Source organism: Nocardia sp. NBC_00416, assembly GCF_036032445.1.
In the GTDB taxonomy this organism is placed as follows: Bacteria; Actinomycetota; Actinomycetes; order Mycobacteriales; family Mycobacteriaceae; genus Nocardia.
Genome location: NZ_CP107932.1, coordinates 1,815,122 through 1,837,822 on the forward strand (window position 1 = coordinate 1,815,122; position 22,701 = coordinate 1,837,822).

Annotated in this window: 20 protein-coding genes; 10 read left to right on the plus strand and 10 right to left on the minus strand. The window is 68.8% G+C overall.

Features of this window, described 5'->3' with window-relative positions; genetic code table 11:
- Positions 1 to 256 precede the first annotated feature (256 nt).
- Positions 257 to 484, plus strand: coding sequence for a hypothetical protein (locus tag OG804_RS08065; protein WP_328395471.1), 228 nt, complete (start codon positions 257 to 259; stop codon positions 482 to 484).
- A gap of 60 nt (positions 485 to 544) precedes the next feature.
- Positions 545 to 1,465, plus strand: coding sequence for an LLM class F420-dependent oxidoreductase (locus tag OG804_RS08070; protein ID WP_328395473.1), 921 nt, complete (start codon positions 545 to 547; stop codon positions 1,463 to 1,465).
- Between the two features lie 48 nt (positions 1,466 to 1,513).
- Here OG804_RS08070 and OG804_RS08075 read toward each other — a convergent pair whose 3' ends face one another.
- The 3 genes from OG804_RS08075 to OG804_RS08085 all read right to left on the minus strand — a co-directional run bounded on the left by OG804_RS08075 (position 1,514) and on the right by OG804_RS08085 (position 6,235).
- Entirely contained in the window at positions 1,514 to 2,971 is a 1,458-nt protein-coding gene (locus OG804_RS08075; protein WP_328395475.1) for a three-helix bundle dimerization domain-containing protein, read from the minus strand.
- Positions 2,972 to 3,102: 131 nt separating this feature from the next.
- Positions 3,103 to 4,671 carry a phytoene desaturase family protein gene (locus OG804_RS08080; protein ID WP_328395477.1) on the minus strand — a complete coding sequence of 523 codons (1,569 nt, stop codon included), beginning with the start codon at positions 4,669 to 4,671 and terminating at the stop codon, positions 3,103 to 3,105.
- 40 nt (positions 4,672 to 4,711) lie between these two features.
- Entirely contained in the window at positions 4,712 to 6,235 is a 1,524-nt protein-coding gene (locus OG804_RS08085) for an AIM24 family protein (RefSeq protein WP_328395479.1), read from the minus strand.
- 323 nt (positions 6,236 to 6,558) lie between these two features.
- Between OG804_RS08085 and OG804_RS08090 the strand changes: the two genes are divergently transcribed.
- Both OG804_RS08090 and OG804_RS08095 read left to right on the plus strand, forming a co-directional pair.
- A complete protein-coding gene (locus tag OG804_RS08090) occupies positions 6,559 to 6,909 on the plus strand; it encodes a hypothetical protein (RefSeq protein WP_328395481.1) in 351 nt (116 codons plus the stop codon).
- A gap of 870 nt (positions 6,910 to 7,779) precedes the next feature.
- Entirely contained in the window at positions 7,780 to 8,535 is a 756-nt protein-coding gene (locus tag OG804_RS08095; protein ID WP_328395483.1) for an SDR family NAD(P)-dependent oxidoreductase, read from the plus strand.
- 11 nt (positions 8,536 to 8,546) lie between these two features.
- On the opposite strand, the gene OG804_RS08100 is transcribed toward OG804_RS08095, so the two are convergent.
- The 3 genes from OG804_RS08100 to OG804_RS08110 all read right to left on the minus strand — a co-directional run bounded on the left by OG804_RS08100 (position 8,547) and on the right by OG804_RS08110 (position 11,189).
- Positions 8,547 to 9,737 carry a cation:proton antiporter gene (locus OG804_RS08100; RefSeq protein WP_328395484.1) on the minus strand — a complete coding sequence of 397 codons (1,191 nt, stop codon included), beginning with the start codon at positions 9,735 to 9,737 and terminating at the stop codon, positions 8,547 to 8,549.
- A gap of 10 nt (positions 9,738 to 9,747) precedes the next feature.
- A complete protein-coding gene (locus OG804_RS08105) occupies positions 9,748 to 10,230 on the minus strand; it encodes a cation:proton antiporter regulatory subunit (RefSeq protein ID WP_328395486.1) in 483 nt (160 codons plus the stop codon).
- A gap of 98 nt (positions 10,231 to 10,328) precedes the next feature.
- Positions 10,329 to 11,189 carry a bifunctional 5,10-methylenetetrahydrofolate dehydrogenase/5,10-methenyltetrahydrofolate cyclohydrolase gene (locus OG804_RS08110; RefSeq protein ID WP_328395488.1) on the minus strand — a complete coding sequence of 287 codons (861 nt, stop codon included), beginning with the start codon at positions 11,187 to 11,189 and terminating at the stop codon, positions 10,329 to 10,331.
- Between the two features lie 266 nt (positions 11,190 to 11,455).
- Between OG804_RS08110 and OG804_RS08115 the strand changes: the two genes are divergently transcribed.
- A complete protein-coding gene (locus tag OG804_RS08115; RefSeq protein WP_328395490.1) occupies positions 11,456 to 12,334 on the plus strand; it encodes a YdcF family protein in 879 nt (292 codons plus the stop codon).
- Here OG804_RS08115 and galT read toward each other — a convergent pair.
- Complete coding sequence (gene galT / locus OG804_RS08120; RefSeq protein WP_328395492.1) at positions 12,318 to 13,493, minus strand: galactose-1-phosphate uridylyltransferase; 1,176 nt, start codon at positions 13,491 to 13,493, stop codon at positions 12,318 to 12,320. The genes OG804_RS08115 and galT overlap by 17 nt on opposite strands.
- Before the next feature lie 182 nt (positions 13,494 to 13,675).
- On the opposite strand from galT, the gene OG804_RS08125 reads away from it, so the two are divergent.
- From OG804_RS08125 to OG804_RS08135, 3 genes are all read left to right on the plus strand, one after another.
- The gene (locus OG804_RS08125) at positions 13,676 to 14,620 is read left to right on the plus strand and encodes a hypothetical protein (RefSeq protein WP_328395494.1); all 945 of its coding nucleotides are present in this window, start codon (positions 13,676 to 13,678) and stop codon (positions 14,618 to 14,620) included.
- A 15-nt stretch (positions 14,621 to 14,635) separates the two neighbouring features.
- On the plus strand, positions 14,636 to 15,985 hold the full coding sequence (locus OG804_RS08130; RefSeq protein ID WP_328395495.1) for an adenylosuccinate synthetase: 1,350 nt from the start codon (positions 14,636 to 14,638) through the stop codon (positions 15,983 to 15,985).
- Positions 15,986 to 16,069: 84 nt separating this feature from the next.
- Positions 16,070 to 17,197, plus strand: coding sequence for an NDMA-dependent alcohol dehydrogenase (locus OG804_RS08135; protein ID WP_328395496.1), 1,128 nt, complete (start codon positions 16,070 to 16,072; stop codon positions 17,195 to 17,197).
- 18 nt (positions 17,198 to 17,215) lie between these two features.
- Here OG804_RS08135 and OG804_RS08140 read toward each other — a convergent pair whose 3' ends face one another.
- Positions 17,216 to 17,674 carry a MaoC family dehydratase gene (locus OG804_RS08140; RefSeq protein WP_328395497.1) on the minus strand — a complete coding sequence of 153 codons (459 nt, stop codon included), beginning with the start codon at positions 17,672 to 17,674 and terminating at the stop codon, positions 17,216 to 17,218.
- 240 nt (positions 17,675 to 17,914) lie between these two features.
- Between OG804_RS08140 and OG804_RS08145 the strand changes: the two genes are divergently transcribed.
- Together OG804_RS08145 and OG804_RS08150 are read left to right on the plus strand one after the other, a co-directional pair.
- Positions 17,915 to 18,850 (plus strand): EamA family transporter, encoded by a 936-nt coding sequence (locus OG804_RS08145; protein WP_328395498.1) that lies wholly within the window; start codon positions 17,915 to 17,917, stop codon positions 18,848 to 18,850.
- 133 nt (positions 18,851 to 18,983) lie between these two features.
- Entirely contained in the window at positions 18,984 to 19,727 is a 744-nt protein-coding gene (locus OG804_RS08150) for a sulfite exporter TauE/SafE family protein (protein ID WP_328395500.1), read from the plus strand.
- An 82-nt stretch (positions 19,728 to 19,809) separates the two neighbouring features.
- Here OG804_RS08150 and OG804_RS08155 read toward each other — a convergent pair whose 3' ends face one another.
- Entirely contained in the window at positions 19,810 to 20,880 is a 1,071-nt protein-coding gene (locus OG804_RS08155; protein ID WP_328395502.1) for a DNA glycosylase AlkZ-like family protein, read from the minus strand.
- 64 nt (positions 20,881 to 20,944) lie between these two features.
- The gene (locus OG804_RS08160) at positions 20,945 to 22,477 is read right to left on the minus strand and encodes an SDR family oxidoreductase (protein ID WP_328395504.1); all 1,533 of its coding nucleotides are present in this window, start codon (positions 22,475 to 22,477) and stop codon (positions 20,945 to 20,947) included.
- Positions 22,478 to 22,701 lie beyond the last annotated feature (224 nt).

The following is a 22,701-nucleotide window of genomic DNA, read 5'->3' on the forward strand; positions in this document are numbered from 1 at the left end:
TCACGATAGCGTTCCGCCGCACTTGTTACCAGCGAGTAGAACCGGTCCGCGAGTGGTCTGTGACAGGTCACGAACCGGATTGCCCGGTATTCACTCCCCACCCCTACGCCCGGACCGACCTGGCTGTTGGAGGTTGCCCAATCCGGCCCCGACCACGGTGTGAGAACTCCCAGCGACCCCGCACTCCGACCGCACGGCCCTTGTGCGCGAACTACATTCGGCCGCGTCACACTCGCTCCCACCCCGGAGGCCCACCATGCACCAGACCCGACGCCGGGTGGCCATCACCCATATCACCGAGATCCTCGACTATTTCGGCAAATGCAAATCCTGCGGGTATCCGGCGCGTGCCGAGTCGACCCGCCGGATATTCGACAACGGTGAGGTCGAAACCCTCGTCATCGCCAGTTGCGGGCTCCCCTGCGGCTGGTCGGACCGGGTGTCGCCGACGAAGATGACCGGTCCGGGTGCCGCGCCGGCCTGACCCCCGCCCGGCCCGCCACCCGAAGCCGACGCCGCCCCGCGGTGCGGCACGATGAGTCGTATGGAACTGAGAATCTTCACCGAACCGCAGCAGGGCGCGGACTACCCGACGCTGCTGCAAGTAGCCCGCGCGGCCGAGGACCTCGGCTTCGGGGCCTTCTTCCGTTCCGACCACTACCTGCACATGGGGTCGGTGGACGGTCTCCCCGGCCCCACCGACGCCTGGATCACGCTGGCGGGCCTGGCCCGCGACACCAGCCGTATCCGGCTCGGCACGCTCGTCACCGCGGCCACCTTCCGGCTGCCGGGACCGCTGGCGATCCAGGTGGCCCAGGTCGACCAGATGTCGGGCGGGCGGGTCGAGCTGGGGCTGGGCACCGGCTGGTTCGCCGAGGAACACAGTGCCTACGGGATCCCGTTCCCGGACGATAAGTTCGGTCGCTTCGAAGAACAACTGGCCGTGATCACGGGCCTGTGGGAGACCGAGCTCGGGGAAAGCTTCGATTTCACCGGCAAGTACTACGAGCTGGTGAAATCGCCCGCGTTGCCGAAGCCGGTGCAGCGGCCGGTCCCGGTGATCGTGGGCGGTCAGGGACCGAAACGCACCCCGCGGATCGCGGCGCAGTACGCGACCGAGTTCAATGTCCCGTTCGTTTCGGTGGCCGACAGCGCCGCCCAATTCGACCGGGTCCGCGCGGCGGTCGCCGCGCGGGGCCGCGCCGCCGACAGCATGGTGTACTCCAACGCACTCGTGGCCTGCGTGGGCGACGGCGAGGCGGAGATCGCGCGGCGCGCCGCGGCGATCGGCCGCGAGGCGGACGAACTGCGCGCCAACGGACTGGCAGGCTCCCCCGCGGAGGTCGTCGACAAGATCGGGCAGTACCGCGAGATCGGCGCCCAGCGAATCTACCTGCAGATCCTGGACCTGGCCGATATCGACCATCTCGCGCTCATCGCGAACGAGGTCGCCCCGCAGCTGTGAGCCCGGCGGTGGACGGCGTCCTCCCGGCTCCGTCCGCCACCCGGTCGGTCATTCGTAGGCGCCGGCCACCCCGTCGATCAGATGCTCGAGCGTTTCGTAGGCGGGAACATCGACGACGTCGACCAGATCCGCCGAAACCCGCACATCGTGCTCGGTGACCACCTCGTCGAAGCGGGCGGCGTCCCCGGTCCGGAAACCGTGCTCGGCGGCCAGCGCCTGCAATCCGGCATCGTTGTGCAGCAGGGCGCCGATCTCCTCCCCTTCCGGGGTGAGCGGGACGACTGTGTGCCGGGAGACCACCGTGGGCGACGGATACAGCAGTACCATTTCCGGCCGCAACCTCGCCTCGACCGCCGCCGCGACGTACTGCGCTTCGTATATCCAGGTCATCGGCGTCGCCCCCATCCCGGCCGTCAGGTATTCCTCGAACGGACCCGAACTCGAACCCTCGGTATAGCCCTGCGCGAGGAACAGCCGCTGCAGAGTGGGCAGCACATGCTGTTCGGCCGTCGCGCCGCGCACCACCGCGTCGTCGTTGACCACGTAGCTCGCCACCGCCAGATACATGGCCGCCGAATTGGAGGTCCGGGCATCGGTGGTGCTGACCAGTATGTTCTTATCCACCCGATAGGCGGTGTTGTCGGCCAGTTCGTCCCAACGCACGCCGCGCTGCACCAGATCGATATAGGCGGAGAAGTCCAGGGTCGGCGCCGGACCGTCGAATTTCACGACGCCGGCCGCGTCCAGCAGTTCCACGATGGGCGTGAAGGTGGCGATCGCCATCGGCGAATAGAACGGGATGAAGTGGGTGCGCACCCCGACCTCACGTTTCAGTCGCTCCGCCGCGGGCAGGCTGGACGGAAACGCGAAGGCCTGGCCGTGCAGATCGACCGAGGTGGATATCTCCCGCGACCCGGCCGCCTTCACCCGCACATCGAACCCGTGTGCGGCGAATACTTCGACGACCCGCTGATCTTCGAAGAACGCCAGCTTCTCCGACCCGACCACCCCGGTGACCGTCGCCAGCGGCGCTCCCGCCGCGGGCGCCGCCGGGGCGGGACCGGAATCGGGGCGCGATACCGCCCACGCCGTCGCGCCGACCGCCACCACACCGGCGGCCCCCGCCAGGGCGAACAGACCCCGTCGGTCGGTGGTCAACCCGCGTGGGCCCTCGGCCGGGGGCAGTTCGGCGGCAGTCGCCGCCGTGATCTTCTCGGCCGGCTTCTGTGCGGCATTCGGCTTCGTGAGCACCACGGGGGTTTCGGGACCGTCCGGTGACTCGAATTTCTTGCGCACCGCCCGTTCCACGAGAATGGGAACGAAGTCGCGCACCGAGCTTTCGGCGAACCGATCGTGCGCCGATCGGACGGCGACGTTGATCTCGTCGGCCGAGCGATTCTCGGAATACGCTGCGGCCAGCCGATTCTCCAGTTCACGGATCGCCCTCCGCTCGCGGGCCGCTTTGTCTTCGGGGGCCGCGCCCCTCGGGACGGTATCGAGTGCCACGTGTATCTCCTCGGCGCCGGGCATCGGAATCGAACGACCCGCGGGGCCGATCGACAGCCGACAACGCTACCGCCACACAGTATTCGGATACTCCCAGCAGTGAGCGTCGCAGCTGATTCTCCGACCAGAATTCATCCGATATTTCCCATCCGCTGGGCAGCGGTTTCCTCGAGAACCGCCATCGCGGCGTTGTGCCCGCCGATACCGCTCACCCCGCCACCGCGGACCGCGCTCGCGCCGCAGCGCAGGATGTTCCGATCAGCGGTGTCCACACCCCAGCGCTGCGCGGGTGTGTCGGCGGGACCGGCCCGATACGGGAAGGACAGCTCGCCGTGGAAGATGTGCCCACCGGGGAGACGGAGCGCACGTTCCAGATCGACCGGAGTGGCGGTGTCCAGACACGGCGCGCCGTGGGCGTCGCGGGCGAGGCAGTCGTGCAGGGGTTCGGCCAGAACCGCGTCGAGCGCGGCGAGGGTCGCGGTGACCGCCGCCGCCTTCGCACCCTCCGGATCGGTCTCGAAAAGTCTTGCCGGGGTGTGCAGCCCGAACAGAGTGAGGGTGTGCCGGGCCGGGCCGGGGCCGGCGATCCCGGAGTCGGTGAGGGTGTGGCAGTAGATCTCCGACGGCGGAGTCGCCGGGAACCGCCCCGCCGCCGCGTCCCGGTAGGCCTGTTCGAGTTGCGCATAGGATTCGGCGATATGGAAGGTCCCGGCGAAGGCGTCGGCCGCGGACACCGCGGTATCGCGAAGCCGCGGCAACCGGGTCAGCGCCATATTGATCTTCAGCTGCGCCCCTTCGGGTTTGCTGCCCGCCGGCCGTCCCAGCAGCCGGGCGGTTTCGGTGGGCGCCGCGTTCACCAGCACATACCGGGCCGCCACCGCGCCGGACGCCGCACCGGTGAAACGAACTTCCGCGTTCGTCCCGTCGGTAGCCATCGCCGTGACCTCGGTACCGGTCACCAGTTCGGCTCCCGCCGCGCGCGCCGCGGTGATCAGCGCATCGGTGAGCGCCCCCATTCCGCCCACCGGCACATCCCAGTCACCGGTTCCCCCGCCGATCACGTGGTAGAGAAAACACCGGTTCTGGGCGAGTGACGGGTCGTGCGCGTGGGTGAAGGTACCGATCAGCGCGTCGGTGAACACCACACCGCGCACGAGGTCGTCGGCGAAGTACTTCTCCACCGTTTCGCCGAGCGGCCGTTCGAACAGTTCCGCCCACGCCCGCCCGCCGACCAGTTTCCGCAGCTCTGTCCGGGTGGGCAGCGGCTCGGTCAAGGTCGGGAAAACGGCGTGCGCCACCTCCCCGGTCATCGCGTAGAAGCGCTGCCAGGCCGCGAACTCCCGGTCCGATCCGGTGACCCGCGCGAAACTCTCCCGAGTGGCCGCCGGTGACCCGTTGTCCACCAGCAGGCCCGACGTGCCCGCCGGGGTATAGGACGAGATCCGCCGCTTCCGGGTCTCGAACCGCAGCCCGAGATCCCGCACTATTCGCTGCGGCAGCAGGCTGACCAGGTACGAATACCGGGACAGACGGATATCGACCCCGTCGAACACCCGGGCCGATACGGCCGCGCCCCCGGCCGCGGCCGCCTGCTCCAGCACCAGTACCGAGCACCCGGCCCGGGCCAGATAGGCCGCGGCGACGAGCCCGTTGTGCCCGCCACCGACGATCGCCACGTCGTACCGGGACCGCATCACCATATGTCGTCGATACCACACCGCCGACCCGGCGGCGGTGCGGCTAGCCGAGCAGACCGCCCAGCAGTCCGCCGCTCTGTCCGGCTTCCTGCCCACCGCCGGTGCCGCCGAGCATCCCGCCGGGCGGCAGCTCGGAGGGCTGCACGATGACGAAGCCCCGGCCGGAGAAGGCCAGCGTCATCCCCTCGCCGGTGCTGCGTCCCATGAGCCGGCCGAGGCCGAAGGAGTCGTTGCGTTTGACCCCCGTCTGCAGACTGGACGACCAGGCGATCGCCGCCTGCGGATCGGCATAGGTCGGCTGGTCGACATTCAGCACGACCGGGGTGCCGTGGCTGGTGATCGCGATCCGGCCCCGGCCACTGAACACGCAGTTGAACAAACCGGCGTTGCTGGCGTAGCCGGCCGCGCCCTGCACCATCCGGATGTCGTAGCCCAGCGTGGGGTCGAAGGCGAGCACGTTCGACCCGTTGATGGTGAGCCCGTCGGTGCCGTCCAGATCGATGATGTGCACATCGGCCGCGCCATTGGCAACGAACAGATCACCCCGGCCGGAAACCTTCATCAGCGGTACGCCCTCGCCGGTGAGCCGCTGCTGGATCGCCCGGCCGATCCCGCCGGAACCGAGCGCCTGGAAATTGAGTTCCCCCTGATAGGCGACCATCGAGCCGGAGCGGACCAGCGTTTCGCCGTTCACCCCGACTTTGATCATCTTGCCGCCCTGCTTCTGGATCCCCATTCCGGAGACTTCGGCGTGCCGCGGATCGAACAGCTCGCTGTGCATCGGCTGAGCTCCTTGCTGAGAAGAATAGGAATGGTGGGCAGGCGGAGGTACCGGAGCGGGCTGATACGGCTGCTGCGGCGGGTAGGCGGGCGCCGGAGGCGGATAGCCGCCGCCCGGAGGGACCCCGGGATATCCGGTCGGCGGGGGGACGGGCGCGGGTCCCGGCCCGGCGGGATACTGCGGAGCCGCGTACTGCGGAGCCGAATATTGCTGGGCGGCAGCGGGGTTCGCGACCGTGGTGGGATCGGTCCGCGAAGACGGCGGTGCCGGCGGTGCCGCGGCGACCGGTTCGTCGTCCACGTTCACCCCGAAATCGGTGGCGATACCGGCCAGACCGTTGTCATAGCCCTGCCCGACCGCACGTACCTTCCACGCACCGGCCCGGCGATAGATCTCCACGCACACCACTGCCGTCTCGGTACTCAACCCCGAGACCGGGAACGTGAGTGTGCCCTGCTGGCCGGTGATGGTCGCGGTGAGCGAACCGACAGAACCGAAAGCGGGTGGGCCGCTGCCGTCGAGGCTCGCGGTGACCACCACCTTGTCGATATCGGGCGGTAGTGCGGGGGTCTGCACATCGACGACGTCCCCCGCACCCCGCCCGTGCCGGTAGGTGACCCCCGGTCCGGCCGGCTGGTTGAAGAAGACGAAATCGCCGTCGGACCGGACCTTTCCGTTACCGGCGAGCAGGAGCGCGGAAACGTCCACCGCCGCGGAGCAGGTGACCGTGACGGTCAGCCGGTCGCCCGGCGCGGGCCGGTTCTCCCCCGGAGCGAGTGCGGTCACCGCATATCACCTCGACTCGACGCGTACCGGCGCACACCTGCACCGGCCCGCCGAGGTGCCCGGCTCCCGGCCCGGCACTCGTATGACTTCTGATCCACACCGACGAGTCTGACCGATAGCGCCCGCACCGCGCCAGTGCCGCATAACGGGCAGCCCGGCCGCCGACGGCCACCCGCGAACGCACCGGCCGCGGCAATTCGGCCGGACGAATGCGAACCTGAGGATTTTCACAGCCGCAGCACAGCCAACGGCAAGCCCGGCGCGTCATCCTGGAACAAGACGAGCGGAACTCGGCAGCAGAACTCGGCATCAGGGAGGAACCCATGGTGGATATCGAGATCACCGGCACCACCGTCACTGTTCACGTCCGCGGCGCGCACCGGGTTTTGTCGCTGTGCGAACGTATCACCTTCGACCTCGCGAACATCGTGGCGGTCGAACCGGCCGAGATCGATCGGCGACCCCCATGGGTACGCGCACCAGGCGCGTTCTTCCCGGGCGCGATCGCGGCCGGGACCTTCCGCGGTAAAGGCCGAAAAGAATTCTGGGATACCCTCTTCGGCGGAAACGCGGTGCGTATCGACCTCCGCGGCACTGATTACACCCGATTGGTCGTCGATGTCGACGACGTCGGCACGGCACTGAGTTCACTGCGGCACGCCGCCGCGGCCTGAGCGGCGGCTGTATCTATTGCCCCGCCTTCGGCGGGGCGGGGTCGGGGCCCTTGTCAACCCCGGTTCTTCACTCCTGCGCTCAGTCGCTGCGCTCCTTCGCTCCGTCGCTCCAGAACCGGGGCGGGCCCCGACCACCACAGCCGACCATCCGACGAAGAAGTCGCGGCACGGACCTGGATCTCGGTGGTCTCCGGCCTTCACTCCACCCGGTCAGCCGCTGCGATCCATCGCTCTATCACTCCAGAACCAGGGCGGGCCCCGACCACCACAGCCGACCATCCGACGAAGAAGTCGCGGCACGGACCTGGATCTCGGTGGTCTCCGGCCTTCACTCCACCCGGTCAGCCGCTGCGATCCATCGCTCTATCACTCCAGAACCAGGGCGGGCCCCGACCGGTCGGATTGCCCCGCCTGCGGCGTCGCGGGCGGGGGCCCGGGTGACCCCGGCCACGGAAGTGGGCCATCCGGAGAGTCCGAGGGATGTGCGCGGAGGGTGCCTCTTGCGAACGGGGGGTGCCGGGCGCTCGTGCGACTCGGTCTCCGATGAGTACGGCGAAGTTCGCGTCACGGGGAAGGCTCCGGGTGCTGTCGGACCGCGGGCACGCGGCGGCGCCGGAGATCGAGTATTCGGCTAGCCGGTCGAGTGGACCGACTCGCCCACCGAACACCGTTACTCGCCGCGGAATCGATATCGGCCGGTAGGGTACCGGCGACGCAGCCGATCGATCGCATACGACGAGAGACCGAACACCCTGCGGTCCCGGCACATGCCTCCACCGGCATGCCGAGTGGCCCGGCCCGGCCCGGCTCAGTTGTTCCCGGAGCACGCGTACCTGTAGTCCCTGCTGTCACCGACGTCATGGAGGAGATATGGCGGAGTTCACCGGGAAAGTCGCGCTGGTCACCGGTGCGGGTTCCGGAATCGGGAAGGCGACCGCGCTGCGGCTCGCGGGGGCGGGCGCGCAGGTCGTCCTCGGCGATGTGGATTTCGGGTCTGCCGAGCGGGTCGCCCAGGAGATCGGTGCGGCCGGCGGAACCGCGGCCGCCATTGCGCAGGACACCTCGCGGCTCGCCGACCACGAGGCCGCGGTGAACTTCGCGATCCAGACCTACGGTGCGCTGCATCTGGCCGTCAACAATGCCGGGATCGGCGTGAGCCCCGGACCGATCGGCGAACTCGATCCCGAGAAGTGGCGGCTGCTCATGTCGATCAACTGCGACGGTGTGGTGTACGGGATGAAATATCAGATCCCCGCCATGCTGGCCGCCGGGCCGCAGCGGTGCGCGATCGTCAACATGTCCTCGGTGCACGGCACGGTCGCCACCGACGCGCCCGGTTCCGCCTATACCTCGTCCAAACACGCGGTGCTGGGAATGACCAAGGCCGCCGCGGTCGAGTACGGGGCGACCGGTCTGCGGATCAACGCCGTACAGCCCGGCGTCATCGCTACTCCGCTCACCGAAATGCCTGCCGAAGCCAGGCAATTCCTGGAGAACAAGCACCCGCTCAAACGCTTCGGCCGACCCGAGGAAGTCGCCGCGGTGGTGGCGTTCCTGCTCTCCGACGACGCCTCCTTCGTCACCGGCGCCGGATATCTGGTCGACGGCGGTTACACGGCGCTCTGACCGGCCACGGCCTATTCGTCGGCTGTATCGAGTTCCGGTTTCGGCTGGCGGGTCACGATCCGCAGCACCGGTTCCACCACCCGGGCCACGATCGGGCCGAGCGAGGCCATCAACAGCACATAGGTGGTCGCCAATGCGGCGAATTCTTCCGGTACGGCGCCCGCCGATACCGCCAGACCGGCGATGACGATGGAGAATTCACCGCGCGCCACCAGGGCGGCCCCGGCTCGGGCGCGACCCAGTCGCGAGGAGCGGGCATGCGCGGCGGCCCACCATCCGGTGGCGATCTTGGTGACCGTGGTGATCACCGCCAGCAGTACCGCCCACCCCAGCACCGGTGGAATGCTGCGCGGATCGGTGGTCAGGCCGAACAGTACGAAGAACATGGCCGCGAACAGGTCGCGCAACGGTTCCAGGATCTTCGTCGCGTTGTGCGCGGTGGTATCGGAGATCGCGATACCCAGCAGGAAGGCGCCGACCGCGGCCGACACCTGGAGCGCGGAAGCCACGCCGGCCACCAGCAGCGCGGAGCCGAGCAACTTGAGCAAGAAGATCTCGTTGTCCTCGCTGGACACGATCGCCGAAACGTATTTCCCGTACCGGAAGGCGACCACGAGCACCACCGTCACCGCCAGCAACGCGATACCCAGCGATTGCAGGCCCGCCACGAACCCCAGGCCCGCCAGCACAGCCGTCAGCACCGGCAGATACGCGGCCATCGCCAGATCTTCGAAGACCAGGATCGACAGGATCACCGGGGTCTCCCGGTTGCCGAGCCGCCCCAGATCGTTCAAGACTTTCGCGATGATTCCGGAGGACGAGATATAGGTGACGCCGGCCATCGCGAGCGCACCCGTGGGCCCCAACCCCAGCAGCAGGGCCACCACAACACCCGGCGTCGTGTTCAGCACCAGGTCGAGCAGGCCCGCCATCCAGGATCTTCGCATCCCGGTGAACAGTTCTGCCGCACTGTATTCCAGACCGAGCAGCAACAAGAGCAGGACCACGCCGATCTCGCTGGCGAGATGGATGAACTCATCGGCCGCATGAAGTCCGAAGAAACCTCCTTCCCCGAAAACCAATCCGCCCACCAGATATAGCGGGATGGGGGACATGCCGATCCGGGCCGCGATGCGTCCGAGCACTCCTAGCCCGAAGAACACCGCCCCCAGCTGGATCATCGCCAGCGTGGTCGCATTCATCGCCGTAAGTTCAGCCGTCTTTCAAGATATTCGCAGCGCTGTCCAGACCGTCCGTGGTACCCACCACGATCAACACATCACCACCGGTGAAAACAAAATCCGGACCGGGTGCGGGCATCGCCTGTCCCGCGCGCATGACGGCCACGATGGACGCCTTGGTCCGGGTGCGCATCCGGGTCTCGCCGAGGGTCCGGCCGTCGTACGGCGAGTTCTCGCTGACCGGCAACTGCCGGGTGTTCACCCCGGCCATATCCCGGTGCTCGCTGCGCAACTGGCCCACCAGTTGCGGCGCCCCCAGCAGGTTGGCCAGGGTCCCGGCCTCGGCCTCGGTCATCGGGATCTGGGTGGTCGCGTCCGGGTCGCCGATCTTGGTGAAGATCAGATCGATCGTTCCGTCCTTGCGGTCGACGACCCCGATCCGCCGGCGTACGGCGGTAAGTGGAAAATCCTTGCGTACGCCTATTCCGGGCAAGGGTGTCACTTCGACGTTCACGATGTCACCTTAACTCGACTACGAGTGCGGACCGATAGCCGCACACACCCTAGCGCTACCCCGTGGGAACCCTTCTCGAACCTGATCCGGACACCTGGTCAGCCCGATCGGCGCGCCTGTTCGGCGGCCATCACGACATGGCGCATGAGCAGCGCGGTCGTCACCGGTCCGACACCGCCCGGCACGGGGCTGAGCGCGGCCGCGATACCGCGCACCGATTCCGTGTCGACGTCCCCGACGATCGTCCCATCGGCCGATTCGTTCGTGCCCACATCGATCACCACCGCTCCCGGCTTCAGGTTCGCCCCGGTCACCAATCCGATCCGGCCCGCCGCGGCGACGACGACATCGGCGGCCGCGGTCACCGCGGGCAGGTCGGTGGTGCGCGAATGGCAGACGGTGACGGTCGCGTGGCGCGCCAGCAGCAGATGGGCCAGCGGCTTGCCGACGACGTTCGACCGTCCGACCACCGCCACGTGCCGGCCCTCCAGCGCGATGTCGTGATGCTTCAGCAACTCCACCACCGCCTCGGCGGTGGCCGGCGCGAACCCCGGCGACCCGGCGGCGAGCAGGCCCAGCGACAGCGGGCTCACCCCGTCCACATCCTTGTTCGCCGCGATCGCCGGGGAGACGTCCTCCAGCGTCACGCCGGCGGGCAGCGGAGTCTGCAGCATGATGGCGTCGGTGTCGGGGTCCGCGCTGCGCACCGAGAGTTCGGTCCGCAGCGCCTCGGCCGAGGCGTCCGCGCCCAGATCCACGGTCTCGCACTCGATTCCACGGTTCGTGGCCGATTTCTTCAGGGAGTTGACATACCAGGCGCTCGCGGGGTCGTCATTGGCGACGATCAGTGCCAGCCGCGGGGCCCGGCCCGCTTGCTCGGTCAGCGTCCGCGCCCGCGCGGTCGTCTCGGCGTTCAGGGCGGCGGCGAGGTCTTTCCCGGTCAGCGATGCGGTATCCACGAACATTCACCCTAGTGGGCGCGATGCGGCCGAACCCATCCGCCGTCCCGCGCCCAGGCCGGAGCGGCGGCGGTGGCCCGGAACCTCGGCACGGAGCGGCCCGTGACGAGCCGTCCCGAATTCGAGACATGTCACGAATCGGACAGGCCCAAATACCGTGTTCCGACCGTGACGGGCCCTAAGGTGGGTTGCCACATACCGCAACCGACAGTCAACCCAACGATCACCTACGAGAACCAACTCCCCCGTGGAAAGGTGTCGCCGTAGTGCACAATCGCAGAGGTCTGCAGTATCTGGTGGCGATCACCGCCGCCGCGACGAGCATCTCGCTCGCCGGTCTCACCGGCACTCCTGCTCAGGCCAGCCCCGAGACGGACGCTCTCTACAACTCCGCCCAGCGCCATTTCACCGACGGCGACGAGGTCGCCGGCCGCGCCGCACTCCAGGACCTCATCGGTCGAGATCCCACCGACGCCGAAGCGCTCTCCTTACAGGCCATCTGGTCCCATTACGCCGGCGATGTCCCGGCGCTGCACGATGCGATGGGCCGGCTGCGCGCCATAGACGGCGGTATGGCCGCCGGCACCGACGGCGTACTGCACGCGGTCGGTGCGGGCATCGCCACCCTGCCCAACCCGATTCCGGCGCTGGTCGGCCCGCAGACCGGCATCGTGGTCTTCGGTTTCGGCCTGCTTCCGGACGGCGCACCGCGGCCCGAACTGGTCGACCGGCTCCAGGCCGCCTGGCTGCAGGCCATGGCCTCGCCGTTCTCGCCGATCGTGGTGAGCGGGAACAACCCGAGCAACGGCATCACCGAGGCCGAGGCCATGCGCAATTGGCTGGTCGGTCACGGTATCCCGGCCAACCGGATCCAGGTCGAGAACCGAGCCGGTTCGACCGTGCAGAATGCGCTGTTCAGCGCCGACATCCTGCACGGCATGGGCGCGACCAGCGCGGTCGCCGTGACCTCCCCGAACCATATCCGCCGGGCGGTCGCGGATCTGTACGTCGCCGGCATTCCGGTGGTGGGCGCGACGACATCGCTGAACCAGCTGGTATCCCAGCTCCCCCCGCCGAGCAAGCAGGCCCAGTACAGCATCTATCTGGATGCGACCCGGACCTTCCAGCTCAGCACCAGCCGCTGACCGCCCGTGCCCGGTGCGCACCCGCACCGGGCACGGGGCGGACCGAGGCCACGGCCGCCCTGATCCGTTCGGCCGCTGTATCGGGCGGGATATCGGCGATGAACGCCCCCATCGCCGATTCCGAACCGGCCAGGTATTTGATCTTGTCGGCCCCCCGCCGGATCGAGGTCAGCTGCAGATGCAGCCGCACCGTGTCCCTTCCGGTATGGACGGGCGCCTGGTGCCACGCCGCGATATAGGGTGTCGGATCGTCGTACAGGGCATCGATCCCCCGCAGCAACCGCAGGTACAGCGTCGCGAGTTCGTCTCGTTCCGCCTCGTCGGTGGCCGCGAGATCCGGGATCTGCCGGTGCGGGAGCAGATGCACCTCGATCGGCCACCGCGCCGCGAACGGGACGAAGGCGGTCCACCGCTGCCCGGCCAGCACCACCCGGCCGCCCGCGCGTTCGCTGTCCAGAATGCGCTCGAACAGATCCGGACCGAGTCGTCGCACGGATTCGAGCAGCCGGGTCGTCCGCGGTGTCACATAGGGGTAGGCGTAGATCTGTCCGTGCGGGTGCGGCAGGGTCACGCCGATCGCCTCCCCCCGGTTCTCGAACGGGAAGACCTGCTGGATCCCGGGTAACGCGGACAGTTCGGCGGTCCGATCCGCCCAGGCCTCGATGACCGTTCGCGCCCGATTCGGACCGAGATCGCCGAACGCCCCTTCGTGTTCCGGACTGAAGCACACCACCTCGCACCGCCCGACCGCCACCCGTTCGCGCGCGAATCCGATATCGGCGACATCCTCGATACCGCGCGGCGCCGGAGGGTCCCCGGTCACATCGGCGGGCAGTGCCGGACCGAAGGAAGGGGACCGGTTCTCGAACACGGCCACGTCGTACTGGTCGGGTATCTCCGAGGGGTTTCCCGGCGTCTGCGGGGCGAGCGGATCGCGATCGGCCGGGGGTAGCACGACCCGGCTCTGCCGGGCGGCCGCGATGGAGATCCACTCCCCGGTGAGCACATCCTGGCGCATCACCGCGGTGGGTGGCCGCGGCTCCAGCCGCCGGGTGTCGATCCGGCGCTCGGGGCCGAGCCGGGTATCGGCGTCGTCGTAGTAGATGAGGTCCCGGCCGTCGGCGAGTGTGGCGGTGCGCTTCACGATGCGGGTGGGCACGTGCTCACGATAGCCAGCCCGCGCCCCGCGCGGGTCGACCCCCGGACACCGGCGGGTCAGCTTCGGAGCCGCGACAGCGACCGGCACCGCGGAGCATCCGCGACCGCACCCACCGAATTCCCTCGCCATCTCACACCGGGCGAGTTATAGTCGTAAAGACTAAAACATGAGGAGGCCCCGGGATGGGTTACGGAAATTGGGACCACAGCGCGTACCGGGCCGCCAAGGCCTACCGGACCCGCCGGGGCATCGACGATTTCGGATACACCGCAGAACTGCGCGATCAGCCCTACGACACCTGGAAGGTCCACCCCGATCTGGATCCGTTCGGGGTCACCGCCCGCGAATGCCGGGATTCGGCCGAGCACGGGAATTCGCTGCCGATCGCCGTGCTGTTCGACGTCACGGGCTCCATGGGCCGGGTACCGGTGATCATGCAGAGCAAGCTCGGCAAGCTGCACGACCTGTTGAAGAACAAGGGTTACGCCGACGATCCACAGATACTGTTCGGCGGAATCGGCGACGCGGACGTCGACCGGGCACCGCTACAGGTGGGCCAATTCGAATCCGACAACCGCATGGACGAACAGTTGCGCACCATCCTCCTCGAAGGCGGGGGCGGCGGCCAGAAATCCGAAAGCTACGAGCTGGCTGCCTATTTCATGGCCGAGCACGTGGTCACCGACGCCTGGGACAAACGCGGCAAGAAGGGATACCTGTTCCTGATCGGGGACGAACTCAACAAACCCCGGCTGGCCGCCCGCCATATTCGCGGCGTCATCGGCGACCATGTACGCACCGATATCTCGGTCGAATCCATCTACCGCGACCTCGCCCAGCGCTGGCAGGTGCACTACATCCTGCCGAACCAGTCGTCGTACTACCACGACCCGGAGATCGCGGAGCACTGGAATCGGCTGCTGGGACAGAATTTCCTGCGGCTCGACGACCCGGCCGCGGTGTGCGAGCTGATCGCGTTGACGATCGGCTCGGCCGAGGACCGGGTCGACGTGCACACGGGGCTGGCCGATCTGCGCGATATCGGATCGGCGGCCGAAGCGGAGGTCGTCGGCCGGGCCTTGCACGCGCTCGAGCCGAAGGCCCTGCCCGGCGGTAGTGCCCACTGAACGACAGGAGCAGTCATGGCGATCAGCAGCGCCCCCATCGGACGGCATTTGATCGTCGTCGATCTCGGATTCGGGGACGCGGGCAAGGGTGCGACGGTCGATTGGCTGTGTTCACCAGAGGCGAACCTGGGCGTCGCGGCGGTGGTGCGGTTCAACGGTGGGGCGCAGGCGGCGCATACCGTGGTCGCCGGCGGACGGCAACACACCTTCGCCCAGTTCGGTTCGGGAACGTTCTCCGGTGTACCGACCCTGCTGTCCGAGCATGTTCTGGTCGAACCCATGGCGCTGGCGGCAGAGGCGGACCGGCTGGCAGAACAGGGGGTCACCGACCCGCTGTCCCTGCTCGCCGTCGACGGCCGGGCACTGCTCACCACTCCTTTCCACATTGCGGCCAATCGCGCGCGGGAGGACGCGCGCGGCGTCGGCCGGCACGGTTCGTGCGGGATGGGGATCGGCGAAACGGCCTCGTACGCCCTGCACTACGACGCGCCCCGGGTCTCGGACTGCCGGGAGCCGGAGGCGTTGCGTTCGAAGTTGCGGGCGCTGGCCCGGCACTGTCGGCCGCTGCTCGAACGCAGCGGACACACCTGCGAACCGATCGAGGTGCTCGTGGACATGTACCGGGAGTTCGGCCGGGCGGTACGCGTCACCGGCCCCGGGGAACCGGCGCGACTGGCCCGGCGCGGCCGGCTGGTGTTCGAAGGCGCCCAAGGGGTACTGCTGGACGAGTGGCGCGGATTCCATCCGCACACGACGTGGTCGACGGTCGAACCGCGCAATGCCCGGGCGATGCTGGCCGGAATCGGCGCGGCCGGTTCGGTACTCGGCGTCACTCGCACCTACACCACCCGGCACGGCGCGGGTCCCTTTCCGACCGAGGATCCCGGACTCCGGCTGCCCGAGCCGCACAACGGCTCCGGGCGGTATCAGGGCGATTTCCGGCGGGGGCATCTCGATGCCGTCCTGCTCCGCTACGCGATCGCGGTATGCGGAGGCGTCGACGGGATCGTGGTGAATCACCTCGACGTCGCGGGCCGGACTCGGGTGGCGACCGCTTACACCACACCGCGCGGCATCCGGCACACTCTCGTCCCCGGCCCCTGGCGAAACCTGGAGTACCAGAGCGAGCTGACCTCCACGCTCACCACGGCCGCACCGGTGCTCACCGATCTGCCCACCGATCCACTCCCCTGGTTCGAGCGATTCCTCGGCGTGCCCGTCGTGCTGACCGGATCCGGGCCCGACCGGAGCGCACGACGACCCCGGGGTTCGTTCGAGCAGGTGACCGGCCCGAGTCCCGCCCCCGCGCCGCCCGCACCCGACCGGGTAGCGGGCGGCGGAAAACTGGAGGAAAATTCCATATAACACTTTCCGAGAACGTCATTATCAGGCAACCTGGTTACTGCCGTGAACAGACACGCGATACCGCCACGACAGTAAGGGAAGCCGATGAAATCCAAGGGCGCTTTGATCTGGGATTACGCGCAGCCGTGGTCGGTCGAGGAGATCGAGATCGGCGACCCGCAGCAGGGCGAGGTCAAGGTCCGGGTCGAGACCGCGGGTCTGTGCCAGTTCGATCAGCGATTGGCCAGCGGCGACGTCCCCACCGCGGAATTCCCGATCCTCGGCGGGCACGAAGGGGCCGGAGTGATCGTCGAGGTCGGCGCCGGCGTGGAGCAACTCGCCGTGGGCGATCACGTGGTCTTCTCTTTCATCCCGGCCTGCGGCATCTGCCAGTCCTGCCTATCCGGGCATCACAACCTGTGCGACCGAGGACAGGACCTACTCACCCGGGGCGCGGTCTCCGACGGCACCTTCCGGATCCGCGCCCGCGACCGCAACGTCCATCCCACCTCGTTGATCGGCGCGTTCGCCCCGTACGCGGTAGTCCACAAGAGTTCGGTGGTCAAGATCGACCCGTCCATCCCCTTCGATATCGCCTGCCTCGCCAGCTGCAGCGTCACCACCGGCTACGGCGCCGTCGTCAATACCGCGACCGTCCGGCCCGGCGAAGACGTCGCGGTGGTCGGGGCGGGCGCGGTCGGCACCGCCGCCGTGCAGGCGGCCGTGATCTCGGGCGCCCGGCGCATCTTCGCCGTCGACCCGATCGCCGCCAAGTGCACGCAGGCCACGAAGTTCGGCGCGACCCACACCTATGCCGATATCGACAGCGCCATCGGCGGCATCGAGGAGGTCACCGGCGGCCAGATGTGCCGGACGGTGATCATCGCGGTCGGGCGCTGCGACGGCCACGACCTCGCCAAATGGATGCGGATCACCGCCAAGGGCGGCAGCTGCGTACTCGCCGCCACCGGCGATGCCGCCGAGACCAATCCGCGAATGAACCTGTCCGCGCTCACCTTCCAGCAGAAGAGTCTGTGCGGCACCCTGTTCGGTGGCGGAAACCCGCAGCTGCTCATCCCGGAGGTACTGGCTCTCTACAAACTCGGCGACCTCGGGCTCGGCGATATGATCACCCGCGAATACTCCCTCGAACAGATCAACGAGGGGATCGCCGATATGCTCGAGGGCCGCAATATTCGCGGGATCATCCGCTTCACCGACGCGGATCGCTGACCACCGGCGTGCGCCGGGTCAGAATACGACCCGGCTCACCGCCTCCGCGATCAACGCCGGCTTCGATCCACCCTCGATCTCCACGGTGTGCTGCACCACCAGCTGCAGCGCGCCACCGGATACCTCACCGGCCTCCGCCAGTACCGCCGTCGACCGCACTTTCGCGCCGACCGGCACCGGGCTCGGGAACCGGACTTTGTTGGAGCCGTAGTTGATCCCCAGTTTGGCGTTCTCGAAGCCGAAGATCTGCGAACCCAGCAGCGGCAGCAGCGAGAGGGTCAGATATCCGTGCGCGATGGGCCCACCGAAGGGGCTCTCCCGCTTCGCCCGCTCGGGGTCGACGTGGATCCACTGGTGGTCCCCGGTGGCCTCGGCGAACTGATCGACCATCTGCTGGGTGACCTCCAGCCAGTCGCTGGTGCCCAGGGTCTCCCCCGCCGCCGCGAGCACCTCGTCCTTACCGGTGAATGTACGCACAGTGCGTCTCCTTCGATCCCGTGCCGCAGGGTCGCGACATCGCCACTCACCTAATAGGTATTCCGCACTTCGGTCCGGAGTTCAACCCCCAAGTGAGACATTTTTGTACAATGTCGCAAATATGCGGGTCGGTCGCGCACTCCTCGGACGTGGGGTCCGCCAGATCTCCGTCAGGGAGTTCTCCCGGGGTGCCCGAAAACCAGTGGCCAGAGCGGCGATCCCGTGGGCATATTGCCTTATGTGGCGGTATCGGAGCAGACTGCGCAGGCGCCGAGCCGGCCCCGGGCGACGGGGCTGAGCCTGACCTCATGGGTGCTGTTCGCGAGTTCCGGCCCACTGGCGAAGGCGGTGATGGAGGCAGGCTGGTCCGCGGCCGCGGTGACCTCGGCGCGGATCGCGCTGGCCGCGGTCCTGTTGGCGCCGGCGATCGTGATCGTCCGGCCACGGGCCCTGCGATTCCGGCGCACCGACCTCTGGCCGCTGCTCGGTTACGGTCTCCTCGGTGTCGCCGGCGTGCAGCTCTTCTTCTTCGTGGCCGTGGCACGGGTCCCGGTCGGGGCGGCCATGGTGCTGGTCAACCTGGCGCCGGCACTGGTAGCCCTGTGGCTGCGGGTAGTGCGGGGCACCCGGCTACCCGGGCAAGCGTGGCTCGGTATCGGACTGGCCGTGGCCGGGTTGGTCCTGGTCGCGCAGCTCTGGCAGAGCGCCCGACCGGACCCGCTGGGCATCGCCGCCGGGCTGGGCGCGGCGGTGTGCTCGGCCGGCTACTTTCTGCTCGGCGAGCACGGCGCGAGCAGGCACGACTCATTCGGGCTGACCGCGGCCGGCCTGACGATCGGCGCGGTGGTGGTGGTCGCCGTGAGCCCGCCCTGGACACTGTCCCCGGCGCTGCTCACCGCCACCGCGGAACTCGGCGGCTTCCACGCCCCGGCATGGTCGCTGCTGCTGGTGTTGGCCGTAGCCGGCACCGCGCTGCCCTACCTGGCCGGACTACGGGCGCTGCGCACTCTGTCCTCCACCATGGCCAGTGCACTGGCCATGGTGGAACCGCTGGTCGCCGCCGGGCTGGCCTGGTTACTGCTCGGCCAGACCCTCGGTCCGGCGCAATTGGCCGGGTCGGCGATCCTGCTCATCGGCGCGCTGCTGGTGCAGCTGACGCCGGAGACAGCCGCGTGATCGGCTGACCAGTACGCCCGTTATGCTGCGGCAGATCGTACCGGCACGATTCGGCAACGGCGCCGAAGTGGCTGGAACACCCGCGGCGACGGCGCGACCCGTCGGCATCCAGCCCACCTCAGGAGATACAAGCGTGACCGTGCTCACCTTCTGCCTGGTCACGGTCGCCGGGTTCTTCGCCGGACTCGTCGGTTACGTCACCGGGATGGCGTCGCTGATCTCCTATCCGGCCCTGCTCGCCGTCGGTCTGTCCCCGGTCTCGGCGAACGTGACCAATACCGTCGCGATGGTCGCCGTCGGCGCCGGATCGACCGCGAAGGCAGGTGCGGCGGTCAGCGACAATTCCCGGGCACTGCTGCTGCACGCTGCCTGCGCCGCCGCCGGGGGCCTCGCCGGTGCGGCCCTGCTCCTGACGACCTCCGCCGAGGTTTTCGCCGTCGTCGTCCCCTTCCTCATCGCCGCGGCGTCGGCGAGCCTGCTACTCCAGCCGAAACTGCGCGAACTCGCCGGCGGCAGGACCTTCCCCCGGCTGTATCCCCTCGCCACCGCCGTTGTCGCGCTCTACGGCGGCTACTTCGGAGCGGGAGTCGGGGTCATGTTCCTCGCCCTGATCCTGGTGTGCACCTCCGAGACGATCTGGCGGGCCAGCATCCTCAAGAGCGTGCTGACCGGGGTCGCCAACCTGGTGGCCGCGATCGGATTCGCCGCCTTCGGGCCCGTCCACTGGCTCGCCGCCGTGGGCATGGGCCTGGGCGCCTTCGCCGGCGGATGGTACGGCCCCCCGGTGGTCGCCCGCCTGCCGCCGACCTTGATGCGGGTCGGCGTCGCAGTATGCGGGTTCGGGCTCGCCGGCTACCTGGCACTCTTCTCGCAGTGACGGCCCCCTCGCAACACTGTTTCGAGGTGTGGGGGCAGGTGCGATGGTTACGCCGCCCTCCGCTGTGCCGAACACCCGGAAATCAGCCCGGTCCCAGAAACGTCCGCAGTCTTCCGATTTCGGCGTCGAGGGCGGTGGCGAAGGCACGGCCTTTCGGGGCACCGTCCACGAAGCCGACCTCGACCTCACTGCCCGGACCGGCGCAGTTCGCCCAGCCGATCACCCGATCACGCCACAGCATCGGCATCGCGTAGTAGCCACGGATCCGCTTCGCGACGGGAGTGTAGGCCTCGAAACGGTAGTCCCATCCCCAGATCAGGCCGAACCGCTTCCGATCCCAGACGAGCGGATCGAAAGGTGCGAGGAACCGCACCCGCGCCGGCGGCGCGCTGTCGGTGGGCGCCAGATCCGAGGGCCACAGGTATCGGACGCCGTCGACGGTGATCGCCGATAGGCGGCCGTCGGCAAGCAGCTCGCGGATCGTCGCGGATCCGGTCACACCGTCGATCCGGCGCACCACACGATTGACCGTGGCGGTGAGGGTCGATTCCGTCGCGGGGGCGAGCGTGCGGGCCACCCGCAGCGCCAACGCCCGGCGGCGATCACCGGGATCCAGCACTTCTTCCAGGCGCGGTGCCAGCTCGTACCGTCGGATTCCCGAAACCCGGTCGGCCACCCGCAGCAACCCGTACCGATGCAGTTCCTCGAGCAGGACGGTGGTCGCCGACGATGTTCCGCCCCAGGCGTTCACCACTCCCCGATGGCCGAAATGCGCCTGGAGGTCCCGCGGGTGCACCACGGCACGTTCCCGGACGAAATCCAGCACTTCGGCGGTGTGCGTGTCGTGCGGGAATCCGCCGTCGCCACCACGCGGATGGTGGCGCGGGTGCAGGTAGGGGCGCAGGCGGTTCACGATGTAGCCGTAGGCGTAGACGAAGTCCTCGTCGAGATCGAGTTCGGGGTATCTGCGCTCGAGGTCGCCGGCCCGGTATCCGCGCACTCGGTGACGCAGGATGAGGTCCTGCGCGCGGGCGGGCGCGCGAATGGGGTCGGCCTGCACGAACTCGAGCTCGGCAAGGGCGCCCGCGAGTGAGCCCGTGCTGCGCGGCAGCGACCAGGCGACGGCGTTGGAACGCAACCATGCCAGCGACATACAGCGAGAGTAACGACGGCCTCCGACACTGCGCGCAGCGAGCGGGCGCGCGCCGGGCGCGATATCAGCGTGCGGACCGGCCGAGCCTGCGCCGCAGGACCCGCAGCGGGGTCCGCCGGACGCGATGGGATCCACCGGGGACGCTGCTCGTGGTCTCCGCCGCGCCGGTGATGTTGCGGGTCATGCCACCGAATATCAGCGCATGGAACGGCACGATCGACTTCCAGTACAGATGGCCGGCCAACCCGTGCGGCTCGAACACCGCGCGCTGGTGGTAGGTCGCGCCGGGCCGCCCGTCTGCGGAGCGCACGCACAGCTCGAGCCAGGCGCGACCCGGAACTCGCATCTCGGCGCGCAGTCGCAGCAGCGTGGGGCGCTCGATCCGCTCCACCCGCCACCAGTCCAGCGCTTCGCCTTCGTGCAGCCGGTGCGGATCGCGCCGGCCCCGGCGCAGCCCGGCGCCGCCGGCGAGCCGGTCGAGCCATCCGCGCAACGACCAGGCCAGCGGGAACGAGTACCAACCGTGCTCGCCGCCGATGGACTCGATCACCGCCCACAGCGCGGCCGGATCGGCGAGCGTCCGGCGTTCTCGGACATCCTGGTACAGCGACCCGCCCGACCATTCCGGGTCGGTGGACAGCGGCTCCGACGGTTCGGGCCCCGCGTCCGACCACCGCGTCGGCACATCCAGATCCCGGATCTTGGCCAGCGCCAGTTCCACCGCCCGCCGGCAGCCGGTGAGACCGCCGTCGGGGTCGGGAATATGAGCCGCGATGGTGTGCTCACCGCATACGACGTCGTGCACCAGCGACTCCATCAGCGGCACGGCGATCGCCTTGGGCACCGGCGTCACCAGATTCACCCACTGCGCCGACAACCACGGTGTCAGCACCGGCACCGGCACGATGATCCGGCGCGGCAGACCGGCCACCTCCGCGTACATGCGCATCATCTGCTCGTAGGTGAGGACATCCGGTCCGCCGATATCGAACGCGCCGTCCACAGCGGCGGGCAGGTCCGCGGCGCGGGTCAGGTAGTACAGCACGTCGCGCACGGCGATCGGCTGGATGCGCGAGCGCACCCAGCGCGGTGTCACCATCATCGGCAGCCGTTCGGTGAGGTAGCGCAGCATCTCGAAACTGGCCGAACCGGACCCGATCACCACCGCCGCCTGCAGGACGAGGGCGGGAACGGCGCCGTCGAGCAGGATCCGGCCGACTTCCGCACGCGAGGACAGATGCCGCGACAGCTGCTGTCCGGCGGGGGCGATGCCACCGAGGTAGACGATTCGATCGAGGCCCGCGGTATCGGCTTCCCGGGCGACGATCGTCGCCGCATCCCGGTCCACCGTGTCGAAATCGGAGCGCGTCAACGAGTGCACCAGGTAATAGAGGACCTCCCGGCCCGCCAGCGCCGTACGGACATCGTCGGCGACCGTCACATCACCGCGCACGATATCCACCTGATCCCGCCACGGAGCGTCGGCCAGTTTGCCGGGCGTGCGCGCGAGCACACGCACGGAGTGACCAGCCCGCAGCAGCTCCGGCACCAGGCGACCGCCGAGGTACCCGGTGGCCCCGAATACGACACAACGCATGACGACGACTCCTCACCTCGACCCGGCCCGAACCCATCGAATACGCCCGCGCTCGATCGATCCGGCACCGACAGATGGGCTGCCGGGAGCGGCCCGCCGAACCGACTGCTCGCGGGTCCGCCACGATGCCGACCGAAATCGCGCGGCTGGGCGACCGGCCACGGAACCCGACGGTGGGCGCCGCGGCCGGCGGACGGCTGACCGACAGCGCCACCCGCGCGCCC